We start from the raw sequence: 16,650 nt of genomic DNA, 5'->3' as shown, positions 1-16,650 counted from the left end.
TTCCTCGCCGGCGCCGCGGCTTCCGGTGCCGCGCTCGGCACGGCGGGCACGGTCTGACGTGGTGAGCCTGGCGGGCTTCGGCCGGCGGGCGTTCCTCGCCGGCGCCGCGGCTTCCGGTGCCGCGCTCGGCACGGCGGGCACCGCACACGCCGAGCCACGCGCCCGGGTACGCACCGGCGCCGAGGTCGCGGCGGCGAGCAGCTGGTCGATGCTGCGCGGCCAGCGGCTGGGCATCGTCAGCAACCCGACCGGTGTGCTGCGCGACTACGGGCACCTCGTGGACGCCCTGCACGCCGGCGGCGAGTTGACCATCGGCGGCGTCTTCGGTCCCGAGCACGGCTTCCGCGGCAGCGCGCAAGCCGGCGGCTCGGAGGGCACGACCACCGACCCACGCACCGGGCTGACCGTCTACGACGCGTACGGTGCGGACCCGGCGAAGTTCGCCGAGCTCTACCGCAAGGCGGACGTCGAGACCGTCGTGTTCGACATCCAGGACATCGGCGCGCGCTTCTACACGTACATCTGGACGCTCTACAACGCCATGCACGCCGCCGCCACCGAGGGGCTGCGGTTCGTCGTGCTCGACCGGCCGAACCCCATCGGCGGTGCCGCAGGCGGCCCGATGATGACAGCCGGCTACACCTCAGGCGTCGGGCTGAAGGAGATCGTGCAGCGGCACGGCATGACCGTCGGTGAGCTGGCGAGGTTCTACGACGGGGAGCTCCTCCCCGACGACGCCGGCGCGCGCCTCGGCGACGCGCTGTCCGTGGTCGAGGTGGCCGGCTGGCGGCGGCACCAGCTGGCCGGCGACATCGACGTGCCGTGGGTGCCGCCCTCCCCCAACATCCCGACCACCGACTCGGCGACGACGTACATCGGCACCTGTTACTTCGAGGGCACCAACCTCTCCGAGGGCCGCGGCAGCACCCGCCCGTTCGAGTGGATCGGCGCACCGTGGCTGGACTATCGCTGGGCGGACCGGCTGAACACGCACGAGCTGCCGGGCGTGCGGTTCCGCGAGGCGTACTTCACGCCCTCGTTCAGCAAGCACGAGGGCGAGCTGTGCGCCGGCGTGCAGGTGCACGTCACCGACCCGCACGCGTACGACGGCATCACGGCCGCCGTCGCCATGCTCGTCGAGGCAAGCAAACGCGACGAGTTCGCCTGGCGCTACGACGACTACGACCCGGACCGCCCGTACTGGATCGACAAGCTCTCCGGCTCACCACGCCTGCGGAAGATGGTCGACGCCGGCGCCACCGTCGCCGAGATCGTCGCCAGCTGGCAGGCCGACCTGACGAAGTTCGAGGAGCAGCGCGCACCGTACCTGCTCTACCGTTGAGCACCATGACGGAGGCCGAGCAGTCGCTGCGCGACTACCTCACCGACCCGCACGCAGCCGGCGCCGCGTACGACGCCGGCGAGCCGGACCGGTTACGCAAACAACGCAACCTGGAACCGGAGTCCGCGCACCTGCTCTGGGCGATCGCGCTCACGGCGAACGCCACCGACGTGCTCGAGATCGGCACCTCCAACGGCTACTCGACACTGTGGTGGGCGGACGCCATGACCAGGACCTGCGGTGCCGTGACGTCCGTCGACGTCGACGCAGCCGCCCAGGAGCAGGCGGCAGGACATCTGCGCGCCTGCGGGCTCGCCGAGCACGCCCGCCTGGTGTGTGCCGACGCGGGCGAGCACCTGCGCACCGTGCCGTCCGCAACGGTCGACGTGCTGTTCCTGGACGCCGAGCGCACCGAGTACACCGGCTGGTGGCCGCACCCGTTGCGCGTGGTGCGGCCAGGCGGGCTCGTCGTGCTGGACAACGCGACCTCGCCCGCCGACGAGCTCGCACCGTTCGTCGCGCTGCTCGACCAGGAGCCCGGCACCGACCGACAGCTGCTGCATGTCGGGAAGGGCATGCAGATCGTCGTCAAGCTGGCCGACTCGCCCGCCTAGCCCCGCCACGCACCGCGGGCCCTATCGTGCTCGGATGGCCATCATCGAGATCGAGACGCTCGCCGAGTTCGAGAACCTGGTCGCGCTGCGCCGCGACAGCCTGCACGGGGTACGCGTGCAGGCCATCGACTTGCGCGACCACACCGGCACACTGCTCTCCCTCGACACCGACGGCATGGTGTTCCTCGGCTGCCCGATGGACTCGGCCGCACTGCTGCACGTCCACGAGACCGGCGGGCTGGTCTTCCCCTCGGTGCCCGGCGTGCCGTTCGACCCGTACCGGCCCACGCTCTACACCGCGGACGAGCTCTACGCGGGCCTGACGGAGAAGGGCTACGCCGGCACGCCGGACGCCCTCATGTACGAGTGGTACCAGCGGGCGGAGGCACAGCACGACGTCTTCCACACCCTGCTCAGAGCGATCCACGACGACGCGATGAGCGACGCGCTCACCGAGCTGCTCCACGACAGGCGCGTCGTCGGCGTGATGGGCGGGCACAAGCTCGCGCGTGGTACCGCCGAGTACGCCGCGGCAGCGCACCTCGGCCGCACGCTCGCCAGGGACGGGCTCGTGGTCGCCACCGGCGGCGGCCCGGGCGCGATGGAGGCGGCGAACCTCGGCGCGTACCTCGCCCCGTCCGACGACGCCGCGCTCGACGAGGGCCTGGCCAGGCTCGGCCGGGTGCCCGGCTTCGCCGACGACGTCGGGTCGTGGGCGGACGCCGGGTTCGACATCCGGCAGACGCTGGCGCCGCAGCGGGCCGGCGTCACCGTCGGCGTGCCCACGTTCTTCTACGGCCACGAACCGCCGAACGTGTTCGCCAGCCACATCGCCAAGTACTTCGCCAACTCGATCCGCGAGGACGGGCTGCTGGCCAGGAGCAACGCGGGCGTCGTCGTGCTGCCGGGCGCCGCGGGCACCGTACAGGAGATCTTCCAAGCCGCGACGCCGAGCTACTACGCGCCGGGCGACGCCGCGCCGATCGTCCTCGTCGACCGGGAGCACTGGACCGAGCGGCTGCCGGCCTGGCCACTGCTCCGCGCGCTCGCGTCCGGGCGCGGCATGGCCGACCGCATCCACCTGGTCGACAGCGTCGACGAGGTCCCCGCGCTCCTCTGACCGACAACCGCACGTGTTCCGGATGTGACCTCACCCACACGGTGAACGACAGCCACGCGCCGCGCGTACGTACCCGCGAGCCGTACGTAGCCAGGTGAAGGGGGAACATCCATGAGCACCACGACTTCCCGACACGGCGCAGCCACGCAGACCACGCCGGTCACCGCCTCGGACGTCGGCCTGCTGCCGCTCCGCGTCGTGTTCGGCCTCGGCCTCGCGGCACACGGCACGCAGAAGCTGTTCGGCTGGTTCGGCGGCGGCGGCATCGCCGGCACCGGTCAGGGGTTCCAGGGCATGGGCTTCTCGCCGGGCGCGCCGATCGCAGCGGTCGCCGGTGTGGTCGAGGTGGCCGGCGGGCTGGCACTCGTCGCCGGGCTGCTCACCCCACTCGCGTGCGCGGGCATCGCGGCCACCATGTTCGGCGCGACGGCGGCGGTCTGGGCCGGCAGCGGTGCGTACTTCAAGGCGGACGGCGGGATGGAGTACGAGCTGCTGTTGGCGGCCGCCGGCCTCGCGCTCGCGCTGACCGGGCCGGGCCGGATCGCCCTCGACCACGGCCGGCCGTGGCTGCAGGACAAGTTCAGGTACGCCGCGTTCGGGCTGGGCCTCGCGCTCGGGCTGCTCGCGCTGCTCGTCCGGGCGGTCTGAGCTCAGCCGCCGAGCTTCAGGTAGCGCCACACGCTGGGCAGCAGCAGGCACACGAGGAAGCGGCCGTACCGGCCGAGCAGGCCGAGCGGTACGAACACCCAGAGCGGCAGCCGCACCACCCCGGCGAGCACCGACACCGCCGCGAACGGCGGCAGGCCGGCGAACGCACTGAGCAGCACCAGGCCGGCGGCGAACACCGGCCGGCCCTCGGCCCGGCCCCGCCACCGGGCGAACCTGGCGGCCCACCGTCCCAGCTGTTGCTTGCGCCGCATCAACCTCGGCAGCTCCAGACTGCCGCGGCCGGCGTGGTAGTAGATCGTCTTGCCCACCATCTGCCCGGCAGCCGCGACGAACGCGAGCACCCAGACGTTCGGCGGCCGGACCACCGCCGCGTTCACGAACGGCAGCAACGCCGAGACGATGCAGTAGCCGAACGTCGCGAGATAGGTCTTCACGCGACCTCACCCGCCGCCCCGGTCGAACGCACGCGCTCACCGTACCGGAGGTCGGACCGCTCCCCCGCGAACCGTTGGGCCGCCGCCGGCATCGCAGCGGAGAACCCCCAACACGGCCGCGCGGACGCCGGCCGCCCGACGACAGGAGGACGGAACCATCGCCAGGAACAAGCGCAACAGCGGCAAGAAGGACGAGTACCCGTCGGAACGTGAGGGCGACGCGCACAACCGGTTCGTCCAGCGGATGCGGGAGCGACCCGGAGGCGGCGGCCCGTGGTCACGCGAGGCGATGGCCAAGAAGCGTGAGCCCGAGGACCGCCCCGGCCGCGAGGACGGCACCGGCCGCGGCTGACCGGTCGCTCGACAGCCCCCGCAGGGCGCATTCACCGCCCCTGCGGGGGCGTCGAGTACGCCACAATGGCTCGAGTCCCCCGCCCGCCCGAAGAGAGCCGACCGCATGACCGAGCCGCAGGAGCCGGTAAACCGCGAAGCCTACGACGCGGCGCTGGAGAAGTACCGACAGGAGGAGCTTCGGCCTTACGAGTCGGCCAGGAGCGCCTACGCAGGGCCGGAGATCACGTACCGCGTCGACAGCCGGTTCGACGACGAGCAGACCCTGTGGGACAAGTACCGCCGGCTGGAGCGACAGCACGGTGACCTACGCCGGATGCACCGGCGGGCGACGTTCTGGCACGACCAGCTGACGACGATGCGGGACGAGCTGCGCAGAGCCGACCAGACAGCGTCGCCGCCGCAACGCCCCGACCGGCCGAGCATGCTGCCGATCAGGCCGATACGACCGATCCCGACGCCACGACCGGTCCGGGAACCGCGCCGGCCCTTCGACCGCAGGGACGACCGCCCGGGACAACAGCGGCCGCCGTTCTGGGAGCGGTGACGGCCGGTCACGCCGGGCCGGCGCAGCCACCCTCCCGTACCGGGCGCAGCCGCACCAAACGCACCGTCGAGTACGTCTTCACCGCCAGCTGGGCCACCGCCACCGCAAGCGTGCCGACCGGCGAGCCGGTCACCACCATCACCACGAGCAGCAGCCCGCCGTTGAGCGCCTTCGCCACCGGCGACCAGTTGAGCAGGTAGAGCCGGCGGTCCACCAGGTAGAAGTAGTTCGTCGACAGCAGCGGCCAGTTCAGGAACGACAGGGACAGCATGGTGTCCACGAACATGAAGGTGACCAGGAAGACGGCGACCGGCACCAGCAGCTGCTGGTGCCAGAACGCGTAGCTGAGGAAGAACACCGCGACACACAGCCGGTCGGCCACCACGTCGAGCACCGCGCCGGTCCGCGTCTCTGCACCGGTCCTGCGCGCCAGCACGCCGTCGGCGACGTCGCCGAGCCAGTACGCCGCCAGGCCCACGAACAGCAGCACGGTGGACGCCGCGGCCAACCCGGCGAGGACCAACCCCACCGCCACCACCGTACGGACGGTCGTCACCAGGTTCGGCCAGGTGAGGTAGCTGTCGCGCTTGCCGCCGGAGCACCCGTGATGCGTACAGCCGACCGGCGAGCCGGTCACCGCGCACCCGTCGCGTCGCACTCCCGCATGCAGCTCAATGTACGCAGCGGAGCCGACACCCGGGCGGTGATTACAGGACAACCAGCCGGTAACACCATGGCATCAAATCGTGACCTGGGGTCAGGTAAGGACGTAACCGGCGATCGCGTATCGTTCTCCGCTGCTGCGGATTCCGCAGCCAGCCAGGTGTCCGGTCGCAGCTCGGGGGCGGCCGGACACTGTGCTGTCCGGGTCAGTCCGCGGCGCCGGTGGTGGCCAGCTGCCCGCAGGCGCCGTCGATCTCCCGTCCCCTGGTGTCGCGCACAGTCACCGCCACGCCGTGCGCCGCGACCCGGCGGACGAACTCGCGCTCCACCTCGGGGTCGGACGCCGTCCACTTGGAGCCCGGCGTCGGGTTCAGCGGGATGACGTTGACGTGCACCAGCTTGCCCTGCAGCAGCTCGCCGAGCAGGTCGGCACGGAACGGCTGGTCGTTGACGTCACGGATCAGCGCGTACTCGATGGACACCCGGCGCCCGGTGCGGTCCGCGTACGCCCACGCGGTGTCGAGCACCTCGGCGACCGGCCAGCGCTGGTTCACCGGCACCAGCTCGTCGCGCAGCTCGTCGTCGGGTGCGTGCAGCGAGACGGCCAGCGTCACCGGCAGGTCCTCGTCGGTCAGCCGTTTGATGGCCGGCACGAGCCCGACTGTGGACACCGTGATGCCGCGCCTCGACATGCCGAGGCCATGCGGGGCGGGGTCGGTCAGCCGGCGTACGGCGGCGATCACCGCGCGGTAGTTCGCGAGCGGCTCCCCCATGCCCATGAACACCACGTTGCTCACCCGGTCGACCGGGCCACGCACCTCGCCGGCCCGCAACCAGCGCAGCGCGGCGACCACCTGTTCCACGATCTCGCCGGTCGAGAGGTTGCGGGTGAGACCCATCTGGCCGGTCGCGCAGAACGGGCAGGCCATGCCACAACCCGCCTGCGACGACACGCAGACGGTCGACCGGTCCGGGTACAGCATCAGCACCGACTCGATCATCGTGCCGTCGAACGCGCTCCACAGCGTCTTGCGGGTGCGACCGTCGTCACAGTCGAGGTGCCGACGCACGTACAGCAGGTCCGGTAACAGCGCGTCGTGCAACCGTTCCCGGGTCGCGGCGGGCAGATCGGTCATCGCCGCCGGGTCGGTGGTCAGCCTGGTGAAGTAGTGGCGCGCGACCTGGTCCGCCCGGTACGGCTGTTCCCCCAGCTCAGCGGCGAGCGCCCGGCGCTCGTCCGCCGTCAGGTCGGCGAGGTGCCGCGGCGGCTTGGGCCGGCGCGGCGGACGCAACACGATTTCCTGGGGAACGGACATCCGGGCCAAAACTCTCCGTCTATCGGCGGCAGCTGAGCACGTTGAGCGATCCATGACCAACGCGGTTACGCAAGGACACTACCCTGCTGCTATGGCGATCTTCGGAAAGCGGCGCGACCGCGAGCAGCAGCAGGCCGAGGCCGACAACGCCCCGCGCACGCTGCTCGACGAGTCGAGCCCGTACGGCAGCCGTCGCATCCTCGTCGCTACCAACGGCACGGAGACCTGGGCGCAGCTGTTCGACGGCGGCGGCCGCCAGGTCACTGCCCTGTGGCTGGCGGCGCATCGCGGCCCTGCACCAGACATCCAGCTCTCCGTCCCGCCCGAGGCAACCAGGAACCCCAGTGGCCGGCCGCCGTTCGGCCACGTGGAGGCGGTCTGGTTCGAGGAAGGCGACGGTGTCGCGCTCTTCGACACCGAGGGCATACTCGCCGTCCTCCCCGGCTGGGCCGGCCCGGAGACGCTGCCGGGGTACGCACGTGAGGCGGTGGCGCCGAGCCCGTCCGCTGCGCCGCTGCACAACGCGGTCGACCAGTTCGGCCCGCGGGTGGAGCGCGCCCGCGGCTACTGGGCCTGGCGCAACCGGCCGGAGGCCTGGCAGGAGTACCTGAACGACGCCCAGAACCACCTCACCGGCCGGCTCGGGCCCGCACAGCAGACGGTGCCGCTCGGCGAGGGCAATCCGTTCGTGCTCGCGGCGAGGCACGGCAGCGCCGACGAGCACCTGGCCGTCACGGTCGGGATGAGCGGGCAGCGGATGCCCGCGGTGGAGCAGTTCGTCGACGACCCGACCCCGTACGCCAGGATCGAGCTGGCGGTCGCCGGCCTCGGCGCCGAGAACGCCGACTTCGTGCTGCTGCGGTGGCTGGCCAGGCACCCGTGGCGGGCGGCGACGTGGATCGGCAACGGGCACACCGTGCGGTGGCCGGGGCAGGGCTTCCCCGCCGGGGCACCGTTCTCCGGCGTGCTCCTGCTCGACGATCCGACGCTGCTGCCCGGCCCGCCCGCTCCCGACCTCAGCGGGCACGCGATCTTCGGCGACCCGGTGCGCTACCTGTGGCTGGTCCCGATCACCGACGACGACCTGGCCGTAGCGAAGACCGACGGCCGCGACCGGCTGCTCGCCCGCCTGCGGGCGGCCGGCAGATCCTGGGTCGCGGGCGACGCGGGCAAGCCCGCCAAGGCCACCCCCACCCCGGAGCCGGCCGACGACGACGCGCCCGACGCGGAAGACCCCACGGTAGCCGAGACCACGACCGACACCCCGACCACCGACAACCCAGACGGCGACGACGCCGTGGCGGCCGGCGACCCGACGGTGACCGAGACCACGGACGCCACACCGACCACCGACGACCCGGCCAACGACGGCGCGGCGGCACCCGACGAAGCGGCGGCCGAGACCACAACCGCCGACAGCGGCGACGCCGACACCACCACGGCACCCGACGACGACCCGGTCAACGACGCCACCACGGCACCCGACGACCCCGCGGTGGCCGAGAGCGCGAACGGCAGCCGGGTCACCGGCGACACAGACAGCAGCGACGCCGACACCACCGCGGCAGCCGACGGCACCGACAACGCACTCGACGGCCACGCCGACAGCGCCGACGACGCGGACGTGGCTGCCGAAACGCGCGACGAGCAGTCCTGACCATGCTCGTCCGCGCGCGGCCCACGATCGGCCTGGATGGCTTCGTCGCCACGCCAGGCGGGGTGGCCGGCGGTTGACGCCAACGCGCGCGACGACGTCGACCACGGGCACGCCGAGCTCACCGCGCAGTGCGGCGGCATCGTGCCGGGGCGCAGCGGCTTCGACGACAGCCGGCTCGAGCTCATCTACGAACCGCGCAGCGGCTAGGCAGCGGCTGCCGGTGGCCGGGTTGAACGTCGTGTTCGCGCTGGACGGCCTGCGGCCGGACTCGGTCAACCCTGCCGACACCCCGAACATCCACCGGCTGCGCCAGCAGGGCGTCACGTTCGCGCGCGCACACGCGGACCTGCCGACGACCACCCGGGTGAACGCGGCGGCGTGGGGCACCGGGATGCACCCGAGCCGGCACGGCCTCGTCGGCAACGCGATCCACGTCCCCGCGATGGCCGAGAACGCGGCCATCGGCACCGGCAACCCGTACACGCTGCTCGAGCTGGCGGCGAGGAGCGGTCCCGTCTTGCTGACCGAGACCCTCGGCGAACGGCTGCAGCGGCACGGGAAGCGGCTGGTCGTCATCGGGAGCGCCGCGAACGGCGGCGGGCCGTTCCTCGTCAACCCGACCGCGCGGGACGGGACGGGCGTGTCGATCACGTACCTCCGGCCGGACGGGCCACTCACCTTCCCGGCAGCCGTCGGCGAGACGATCCGCGACCGGTTCGGCCCGCCTCCCGGCGGCAGCTCCACCGAGGCGATCGACTACTGCACGGCCGTGGTCGACGAGTACGTCCTCACCGAGCTCGGGCCGGACGTGTTGTTCTTCTGGATGTCGGAGCCCGACCACAGCCAGCACCCGTACGGGGTCGGCTCGCCCGAGGCCGTCGCCAGCCTGCGCGACGCCGACCACGACGTCGGCACGGTCCTCGACCGGCTCGACCGGCTCGGGGTGGCGGACCGGACCAACGTCTTCGTGGTGTCCGACCACGGGCACACCCGCACCACGTTCGGCGTCAACCTCGCCGATGAGTTGGTCGCCGCCGGGCTGAAGGCCGGGCCGGACTCGTCCGACGTCGTCGTGGCGGTCACCGGCAGCGCCCTGCTGTTCGTACGCGACCGCGACCCGGCGCGCATCCGTGAGATTACCGAGTTCCTGCAACGGCAAGAGTGGGCGGGAGCGTTGTACACGGCGGCGCGCAGCCCGGACGACAGTGACCCGACCACCGGGTGGGTCGAAGGCACGCTGTCGCTCGAGCTCGTCCACCAGGCGCACCCGGTGCGTGGCGCGGACATCCTCGTCACGTTCCCGTGGAGCTCGCGACCGAACCCATTCGGCGTCCGCGGCTCCTCGTACCGCGCGACGACCCGCCCGACCGGCCCGAGCGAGTCGGTGAGCGGCCACGGCGGCGTCGGCCCCCACGACATCACCACCACGATGATCGCCTGCGGACCCGACTTCAGGAGCGGCGTGGTCAGCCACGTACCGGCAGGGAACGTCGACCTGGCACCCACCATCCTGGCCCTGGCCACCGGCGAGGAACCTGCCCTCGACGGCCGGGTGCTGAAGGAAGCACTGAAGGACGGACCGGCCCCCGCCACCGTCCGCACCTCCACGCGTGTGCTGACCGCGCCGCCGGGCAACGGGAGGACCGGCAGCGCCGTCCAGGTCTCGCTCGCCGACGGCCACCGCTACGTGGACAAGAGCTGGCGCGTCGGTCCGCGCTGACCGGCGGTCATCGCCAGCTGGACCAGCCGCGGTCGAGACGGCTGGCGTCCGGGCCGTCGAGCACGCAGTGGTCGGGGTACGTCATGCCCGCCCAGGCGTCCGCGTCCGGGGGCGTGCCGGTCAGCTCCGCCACCAACAGCGTCAACGCGATGCCGTGCCCGACGACGACCAGCCGTTCGTCCGGGTACGCCGCGAGCAGCTTCCGCACACCGCGGCCGATCCGCTGCCCGGCCGCCGCACACGTCTCCCAGTCAGGACTCGGGCGGTCCGGCTCGGCGAACCCGCGTCGTACGCAGTCCTCGAGGTCGTCGACGGCACCGGCCGGACGCGTCACCTCGCCGAGCGCGTCGTAGACGGTGACGGCCTCCGTGGTCAGCAGCCGCGCGGTCTGCATCGCCGCAGGTTCCGGCGAGGAGAACCAGCGGGCGGACGCCGGCAACACGCCGGCCGCGACGAGCGCGGCCACGTCGCCGCCGGCGTCCGGGCGGGCATGGCGCACCAGGTGCAGTTCGGTCAGCAAGGGAACCAGCTCAACTCGGCGGGACGAGCAGGACGAGCGTCGCCCACACGGCGGGCGCGGCGGCGGTAATCGAGTCCAGGCGGTCCATCATGCCGCCGTGTCCGGGGATCAGCGACGACATGTCCTTCACGCCCAGGTCGCGTTTGATCGCCGACACCACCAGGTCGCCCACCGTGCCGACCACCGCCACCACGACGCCCAGGATGACGCCGACCCACCACGGCGCGTCGAGCAGCCACGACACCAGCCAGGCACCGAGGCCCGCGGCGCCGAGCAAGGACCCGGTCAGGCCCTCCCAGGACTTCTTCGGGCTGATCACCGGGGTCATCTGGTGCCGGCCGATCAGGCTGCCGAGCAGTAGGCCACCGGTGTCGCTGGCGAACACGACCGCGATGAAGACGACCACCCGGTGCGCGCCGTCCGCCGGGTGAAGCAGCAGCGACACGAACGCCATCAGCACCGGCACGTACACCGCGACGCACACGGCACCCGTGGCGTCCCTGATGTAGCCGTCCACGCCGTCACGCAGCCGCCAGGTAAGTACGAGCAGCACGCCGACCGCGGTCGCCATCGCGATGCCGGCCAGGCCGAAGACGTACGCGGCTGCGACGTTCGCAACCACGATGCCGAGCAACGGGACCAGCGGGATGGTGATCCCCCGCAGCCGTAGCGCGTGGGTGAACTCCCAGACACCGATGCCGCCGAAACCGGCGATCAGGATGACGAACACCGGCTTGGCGAAGTAGAGCACGAGGAGCACGACCACGCCGAAGAGGACGCCAACTCCAGCGCCGGCGGCGAAGTTGCGTCCTTTTCTTGTCTTCCCGGTCGGCTCGACGGCAGGTGCTCCTCCTGCCCCCTCGGCCGCGTGCGACGAGCCGTCCAGCTCCGCATCCTCGCTTTCGCGATCCATGTAGGTACCTGACACGTCCTGGGGCACGTCCTAGACCTCGGAGAGCTCCTCCTTCTTGTGCTTGAGCAGCTCGTCGACCTGGGCGACGTACTTGTGGGTGACGTCCTCGAGCTCCTTCTCCGCCCGGTGCACGTCGTCCTCGCCTGCGTCGCCGTCCTTGGCCAGCTTCTCCAGCGCGTCCTTCGCATGCCGGCGCACGTTCCTGATGGCGACCTTGGCGTCCTCGGCCTTGCTACGGGCGACCTTTATGTATTCCTTGCGGCGTTCCTGGGTGAGCTCCGGCAGCACGATGCGGATGATGTTGCCGTCGTTGCCCGGGTTCACCCCGAGGTCGCTGTTCCTGATGGCCCGCTCGATCGCGTCCAGCGACGACTTGTCGTACGGCGACACGATGACCATCCGCGCCTCGGGGATCTGGAACGAGGCAAGCTGGTTCAGCGGAGTCGGCGCACCGTAGTACTCGACGGTGATCTTGCTGAACATCGCCGGATGTGCCCGACCGGTACGGATGGCGCCGAAGTCCTCCTTCGCGACGCCGACGGCCTTCTCCATCTTCTCCTCGGCCTCGAGGAGCGTCTCGTCGATCACACCTGCTCCGATCCGTTGGTCTCTTGCCCGCGTCGCCGTCAACCGGCTGCCGGCGCGACGAGTGTCCCGATCTTCTCACCACGCACGGCACGCGCGATGTTGCCCGGACCCATCAGGTCGAAGACGACGATCGGCAAGTCGTTGTCCATGCAGAGGCTGATCGCGGTGGCGTCCATCACCCTCAGGTTCCTGGTCAGCACCTCGGTGTAGTCCAGCCGGTCGAAGCGCACCGCGTCCGGGTTCTTCGACGGGTCGGCGTCGTACACGCCGTCGACCTGGGTGCCCTTGAGCACCGCCTGTGCCCCCACCTCGAGCGCGCGCTGGGCGGCACAGGTGTCGGTCGAGAAGTACGGGGCGCCGAGACCGGCGCCGAAGATGACGACCCGGCCCTTCTCCAGGTGCCTGATCGCCCGGCGCGGGATGTACGGCTCGGCCACCTGACCCATGGTGATGGCGGTCTGCACCCGGGTATCGATGTGGCGCTTCTCCAGCTGGTCCTGCAGCGCGAGGCAGTTGATGACCGTACCGAGCATGCCCATGTAGTCGGCCCGGCCGCGGTCCATGCCGCGCGCCGCGAGCAGCGAACCGCGGAACATGTTCCCGCCGCCGACCACGATGGCGGTCTCCACACCGTCGCGCACGACCTCCGCGACGGCGTCCGCGATCGACTCGACCGTCGCCGGGTCGATGCCGAGCGGGTCTGGTCCGGCGAACGCCTCGCCGGAGAGCTTCAGCAACACGCGTTGCCACGCCGTGTGGGACGGCTCGGAGTCCGCGTACGGCGCACTCAACGTCGTGCCCTCGTCCACGGCCGGTACTGGATCGGCTGGCTTCTCCACCGGCGGCGTACCTCCAGCTCGTCGTGACGGTCCCTGGCAGTCTGCCGTAACCACGCCGCGTAGCGTCAGCAACCCCCTTGCTGTCACTACCTCTCAGTATGCCGTGCCGACCAGCGTGCAGCACAGGCGTCCGGGACGTGCCGGTATCAGAAGAACGTGCTCCAGTAGCTCCAGAACCGGACGCCGATCAACGCCACGATCGCGACGACCCAGGCGATGACGGCCAGGCTGTGGTAGTCGACCACCGCCGTCACCGCCCGCCGTGCGCCGGCGGGCAGCGGCAGGTGCCGCTGGTCGAGGTTGTGCAGCGTCACGTACCAGAAGATCGGCACGGTGACCGCCCACACGACCATGCAGTACGGGCACAGCGCCCCGATCCGGTAAAGACTCTGGAAAATCAGCCAGTGCACGAACACCACGCCGAACGTGACACCGACCTGCAGCCCCAGCCAGAACCACCGCTTCGGGTGGGCGCCGGCAAGCACCACGGCGCCGACCGTCGTCACGACGGCGAACGCGGCGACCCCGAGCAACGGGTTGGGGAAGCCGAACGCCTCCGCCTGCGGCGTGTCCATCACCGAGCCGCACGACAGCACCGGGTTGATGCTGCAGCTGGGTTGGTAGCTCGGGTCGTTCAGCAGCGCGATCTTCTCGATCATGAGCACGAAGGCCGCCACCCAGCCGACGGCGCCGCCCACGGCAAGCAGCCAGGGCAGCATCCGCGGGAACGGGCCCGGCAGGCCGGATCCCGTGTCGACGTCCTCGTCCTCGTCCTCGGTGGCGGTCAGCACGGCCTCGTCGGCCGAGTCGCTCAACGAGCGTGCCATGCCAGTCCCCCGGATGCGTACGCGCGCGACCGATGTCCCCTCATGCGGCCATCATAGGAGTCCCAGGTAGCGCCGGTGCGGCGGCGCCCGGCCGCGTTCACCAGGTCAGCTCGTCGCACGCCCGGTGGTCCGCCGGCTCGACCTGCAGCGTGGCGTGCGCGATGCCGTGCCGCTCCCGCAGGATGTCGCCGGCCCGGTCGAGCACGGCGTGCGCGTCCGCGTGCGTCGTAGTCACCAGGTGCGCGGTCGCCACGTGCATGCCGGAGGTCAGCGTCCACAGGTGCAGGTCGTGCACGTCCTGCACCCCGTCGACGCCGGCCAGCTCCCCGGCGACCGTGTCCGGGTCGACGCCGGCGGGCGCGTGCTGGCCGAGGACGGCCACGACCTGGCGGCCGAGGCCGACCGCACGCACCACGACGAACACACCGATGGCGAACGCGACCACGGTGTCCCAGAACCCCTGCCCGGTCAGCAGCACGAGCACGCCGGCGACCAGCACGCCCACCGACCCGGCGGTGTCCGCCACCACCTCGAGGTAGGCGCCGCGTACGTTCAGGCTCTCGCCGGCACCGCCGTGCAGCAGCATGAGCGCGACCACGTTGACCCCCAGGCCGATGCCGCCGACCACGAGCATCGGCGTGGTCGCCACCTGCACCGGCTCGCCGAACCTGCGCAACGCCTCGACGACCACGTACACCGCGACGCCGACCATCATCAGCACGGCCAGGCCGGACGCGAACACCTCCGCCCGGTACGAGCCGTAGGTGCGGCGCCCGGTGGTGTCCGGCCGCACCGCGATCCGGGTGGCAAGCAACGCCGCCGCCAGCGTCACGACGTCCGACGCCAGGTGCCCCGCGTCGGTGAGCAGCGCGAGCGACCCGGAGAGCAGGCCGGCGACCAGCTCCACGCCGAAGAACGAGAGAACCAGGCCGAATGCGACCGCCAACCGCCACCGGTGCCGCCCGCCCGCGTGCTCGGCGACGCCGTGCCCGTGTGCGTGTCCGGTCATGCGGAGACCTTCCGCGTGAGCATGGCAGCGAGAACCACGACCGTCGGCTGCGCATACACCGCAAGTGAGCGAGGCGCGGAGCGCGGAAGGTCGACGGGGTGCACAGTCATGCCGGTGCACCACCACGCTCGGGGTGGATGGCCTCGGTGTGCTCGGTGTGCGCCACCGCCAGGTCGAGCAGCAGCCGCACGTGCGCGTCGTCCAGCCGGTAGTACGCCATCCGACCGCTGCGCCGTACGGACACGACCCGGTGTGCGCGCAACAGGCGCAGTGCATGCGAGGTGGCCGACTCGGTCAGCCCGGTGACGGCGGCGAGGTCGCAGACGCACAGCTCGCCGTCGAGCAGCGCGAGCAGCAGCCGCAGCCGGCTCGGCTCGGCGAGCAGGCCGAAGATGTCGGCGGTGTCGGCCAGGTCGCTCTCCACCGGCATCCGGCCGAGCACGGTCGTCACGCGGTCGCGGTCGACGACCCGCACCACACAGTCGTCCGGCGGCGCGACGACCTCATCTGAATAACTGCTCACATGTGCATGTTGACCGACGTTGCGGCGTACGGTCAAGTCACCCGGCCGCGGAGACGGGTACGGCACCGTGCCCGACTCGCGGTAGGGCACGGTGCCGTAGTGATCCGTCAGGCCTGGCCTACGCGGAACCGGAGGAACCCGGTGATGTTCGCGCCCGCCTCGGCGAGGATCGACTTCACCGGCTTCTTGCCGTCCTTCACGAACAGCTGGTCGACAAGCACCGTGTCCTTGTAGAACGCGTTCACCCGGCCCTCGACGATCTTCGGCAGCGCCTGCTCGGGCTTGCCCTCGTCCTTGGCCATCTGCTCGGCCAACCGGCGCTCGGTCTCGACCGCGTCGGCCGGCACCTCGTCGGCGGTCAGGTAGCGCGGCGCCATCGCGGCGACGTGCTGCGCGACGTCCCTGCCGGCCTCGGGCGCGTCCGCGTCCAGCTCGACGAGCACGCCGATCTGCGGCGGCAGGTCCGGGTCGGTCTTGTGCAGGTACAGGAAGACGTACTTGCCGTCGCCGCCGAGGGAGCCGAACCGGCCCACCTCGAGCTTCTCGCCGAGCACGGCGCTCGCCTCCGCGACCAGCTCGGAGACCGGCTTGCCGGACAGCGACGAGCTCAGCAGCGCGTCGCGGTCGGCCGGCGCCGTGGCGGCCACGTGCTCGGCGAGCTGCTCGCCGAGCTCCTGGAACCGCTCGTTCTTCGACACGAAGTCGGTCTCGCAGTTCAGCTCGACGAGCACGCCGGACGCGGTGCCCTCGAGGCGCGCCGCGACCAGCCCGTTGCCGGCCGTACGGCCCTGCCGCTTGTTGACGTCCTTGGCTCCCTTGAGCCGGAGGATCTCTACCGCCTTGTCGAAGTCGCCGTCGGCCTCTTCCAGCGCCTTCTTGGTGTCCATCATGCCGGCCGCGGTGAGCTCACGAAGCCGCTTGATGTCAGCCGCGGTGAAGTTCGCCATGTCCTATTCGTCCTTGTCGGTGGCCGGCCCGACCGCCGAGGCGATCGGGCC

General features: G+C 71.5%; 18 protein-coding genes. 7 read left to right on the top strand and 11 right to left on the bottom strand.

The window, feature by feature from the left end:
• The first annotated feature begins 208 nt into the window (after positions 1-208).
• The 4 genes from GEV07_23420 to GEV07_23405 all read left to right on the top strand — a co-directional run bounded on the left by GEV07_23420 (position 209) and on the right by GEV07_23405 (position 3,724).
• Entirely contained in the window at positions 209-1,342 is a 1,134-nt protein-coding gene (locus GEV07_23420; protein ID MQA05541.1) for a DUF1343 domain-containing protein, read from the top strand.
• Between the two features lie 5 nt (positions 1,343-1,347).
• Positions 1,348-1,956: a methyltransferase domain-containing protein gene (locus tag GEV07_23415; protein MQA05540.1), complete on the top strand. Its 609-nt coding sequence runs from the start codon at positions 1,348-1,350 to the stop codon at positions 1,954-1,956.
• 34 nt (positions 1,957-1,990) lie between these two features.
• The gene (locus GEV07_23410) at positions 1,991-3,076 is read left to right on the top strand and encodes a Rossmann fold nucleotide-binding protein (protein MQA05539.1); all 1,086 of its coding nucleotides are present in this window, start codon (positions 1,991-1,993) and stop codon (positions 3,074-3,076) included.
• 111 nt (positions 3,077-3,187) lie between these two features.
• Entirely contained in the window at positions 3,188-3,724 is a 537-nt protein-coding gene (locus tag GEV07_23405; protein ID MQA05538.1) for a DoxX family membrane protein, read from the top strand.
• Between the two features lie 2 nt (positions 3,725-3,726).
• On the opposite strand, the gene GEV07_23400 is transcribed toward GEV07_23405, so the two are convergent.
• On the bottom strand, positions 3,727-4,179 hold the full coding sequence (locus tag GEV07_23400) for a hypothetical protein (GenBank protein ID MQA05537.1): 453 nt from the start codon (positions 4,177-4,179) through the stop codon (positions 3,727-3,729).
• A 457-nt stretch (positions 4,180-4,636) separates the two neighbouring features.
• On the opposite strand from GEV07_23400, the gene GEV07_23395 reads away from it, so the two are divergent.
• Complete coding sequence (locus GEV07_23395) at positions 4,637-5,077, top strand: hypothetical protein (protein ID MQA05536.1); 441 nt, start codon at positions 4,637-4,639, stop codon at positions 5,075-5,077.
• Between the two features lie 7 nt (positions 5,078-5,084).
• Here GEV07_23395 and GEV07_23390 read toward each other — a convergent pair whose 3' ends face one another.
• Positions 5,085-5,795 (bottom strand): alcohol phosphatidyltransferase, encoded by a 711-nt coding sequence (locus GEV07_23390; protein ID MQA05535.1) that lies wholly within the window; start codon positions 5,793-5,795, stop codon positions 5,085-5,087.
• A gap of 151 nt (positions 5,796-5,946) precedes the next feature.
• Complete coding sequence (gene rlmN, locus GEV07_23385; GenBank protein ID MQA05534.1) at positions 5,947-7,110, bottom strand: 23S rRNA (adenine(2503)-C(2))-methyltransferase RlmN; 1,164 nt, start codon at positions 7,108-7,110, stop codon at positions 5,947-5,949.
• Here rlmN and GEV07_23380 point away from each other — a divergent pair.
• Together GEV07_23380 and GEV07_23375 are read left to right on the top strand one after the other, a co-directional pair.
• Positions 7,109-8,713: a hypothetical protein gene (locus GEV07_23380; GenBank protein ID MQA05533.1), complete on the top strand. Its 1,605-nt coding sequence runs from the start codon at positions 7,109-7,111 to the stop codon at positions 8,711-8,713. The genes rlmN and GEV07_23380 overlap by 2 nt on opposite strands.
• A complete protein-coding gene (locus tag GEV07_23375; GenBank protein MQA05532.1) occupies positions 8,685-10,433 on the top strand; it encodes a sulfatase-like hydrolase/transferase in 1,749 nt (582 codons plus the stop codon). Before GEV07_23380 ends, GEV07_23375 begins: the two co-directional genes overlap by 29 nt.
• Before the next feature lie 7 nt (positions 10,434-10,440).
• On the opposite strand, the gene GEV07_23370 is transcribed toward GEV07_23375, so the two are convergent.
• The 8 genes from GEV07_23370 to GEV07_23335 form a co-directional block, all read right to left on the bottom strand.
• Positions 10,441-10,953: a hypothetical protein gene (locus tag GEV07_23370; protein MQA05531.1), complete on the bottom strand. Its 513-nt coding sequence runs from the start codon at positions 10,951-10,953 to the stop codon at positions 10,441-10,443.
• A gap of 10 nt (positions 10,954-10,963) precedes the next feature.
• Positions 10,964-11,866 (bottom strand): phosphatidate cytidylyltransferase, encoded by a 903-nt coding sequence (locus GEV07_23365; protein MQA05530.1) that lies wholly within the window; start codon positions 11,864-11,866, stop codon positions 10,964-10,966.
• 30 nt (positions 11,867-11,896) lie between these two features.
• Complete coding sequence (locus GEV07_23360; GenBank protein ID MQA05529.1) at positions 11,897-12,454, bottom strand: ribosome recycling factor; 558 nt, start codon at positions 12,452-12,454, stop codon at positions 11,897-11,899.
• Between the two features lie 38 nt (positions 12,455-12,492).
• Positions 12,493-13,263, bottom strand: coding sequence for a UMP kinase (locus tag GEV07_23355; GenBank protein ID MQA05528.1), 771 nt, complete (start codon positions 13,261-13,263; stop codon positions 12,493-12,495).
• Positions 13,264-13,439: 176 nt separating this feature from the next.
• Positions 13,440-14,120 (bottom strand): Vitamin K epoxide reductase, encoded by a 681-nt coding sequence (locus GEV07_23350; GenBank protein ID MQA05527.1) that lies wholly within the window; start codon positions 14,118-14,120, stop codon positions 13,440-13,442.
• Positions 14,121-14,217: 97 nt separating this feature from the next.
• Positions 14,218-15,129: a cation diffusion facilitator family transporter gene (locus tag GEV07_23345; protein ID MQA05526.1), complete on the bottom strand. Its 912-nt coding sequence runs from the start codon at positions 15,127-15,129 to the stop codon at positions 14,218-14,220.
• 106 nt (positions 15,130-15,235) lie between these two features.
• Positions 15,236-15,559, bottom strand: a complete 324-nt coding sequence (locus GEV07_23340) for a metalloregulator ArsR/SmtB family transcription factor (protein MQA05525.1) — start codon at positions 15,557-15,559, stop codon at positions 15,236-15,238.
• Positions 15,560-15,759: 200 nt separating this feature from the next.
• Positions 15,760-16,599 carry an elongation factor Ts gene (locus tag GEV07_23335; protein MQA05524.1) on the bottom strand — a complete coding sequence of 280 codons (840 nt, stop codon included), beginning with the start codon at positions 16,597-16,599 and terminating at the stop codon, positions 15,760-15,762.
• Positions 16,600-16,650 lie beyond the last annotated feature (51 nt).

It is taken from the genome of Streptosporangiales bacterium (genome assembly GCA_009379825.1).
GTDB lineage: Bacteria > Actinomycetota > Actinomycetes > Streptosporangiales > WHST01 > WHST01.
This window is presented reverse-complemented; position numbering and strand designations above follow the sequence as displayed.

Excerpts from the sequence above, each read along its gene's own strand:
- GEV07_23420 (MQA05541.1), top strand. The coding sequence starts at position 209 with ATGCTGCGCGGCCAGCGGCTGGGCATCGTCAGCAACCCGACCGGTGTG.
- GEV07_23415 (MQA05540.1), top strand. The coding sequence starts at position 1,348 with ATGACGGAGGCCGAGCAGTCGCTGCGCGACTACCTCACCGACCCGCAC.
- GEV07_23410 (MQA05539.1), top strand. The coding sequence starts at position 1,991 with ATGGCCATCATCGAGATCGAGACGCTCGCCGAGTTCGAGAACCTGGTC.
- GEV07_23405 (MQA05538.1), top strand. The coding sequence starts at position 3,188 with ATGAGCACCACGACTTCCCGACACGGCGCAGCCACGCAGACCACGCCG.
- GEV07_23395 (MQA05536.1), top strand. The coding sequence starts at position 4,637 with ATGACCGAGCCGCAGGAGCCGGTAAACCGCGAAGCCTACGACGCGGCG.
- GEV07_23380 (MQA05533.1), top strand. The coding sequence starts at position 7,109 with ATGACCAACGCGGTTACGCAAGGACACTACCCTGCTGCTATGGCGATC.
- rlmN (MQA05534.1), bottom strand. The coding sequence starts at position 7,110 with ATGGATCGCTCAACGTGCTCAGCTGCCGCCGATAGACGGAGAGTTTTG.
- GEV07_23365 (MQA05530.1), bottom strand. The coding sequence starts at position 11,866 with ATGGATCGCGAAAGCGAGGATGCGGAGCTGGACGGCTCGTCGCACGCG.
- GEV07_23350 (MQA05527.1), bottom strand. The coding sequence starts at position 14,120 with ATGGCACGCTCGTTGAGCGACTCGGCCGACGAGGCCGTGCTGACCGCC.
- GEV07_23345 (MQA05526.1), bottom strand. The coding sequence starts at position 15,129 with ATGACCGGACACGCACACGGGCACGGCGTCGCCGAGCACGCGGGCGGG.
- GEV07_23340 (MQA05525.1), bottom strand. The coding sequence starts at position 15,559 with ATGCCGGTGGAGAGCGACCTGGCCGACACCGCCGACATCTTCGGCCTG.
- GEV07_23335 (MQA05524.1), bottom strand. The coding sequence starts at position 16,599 with ATGGCGAACTTCACCGCGGCTGACATCAAGCGGCTTCGTGAGCTCACC.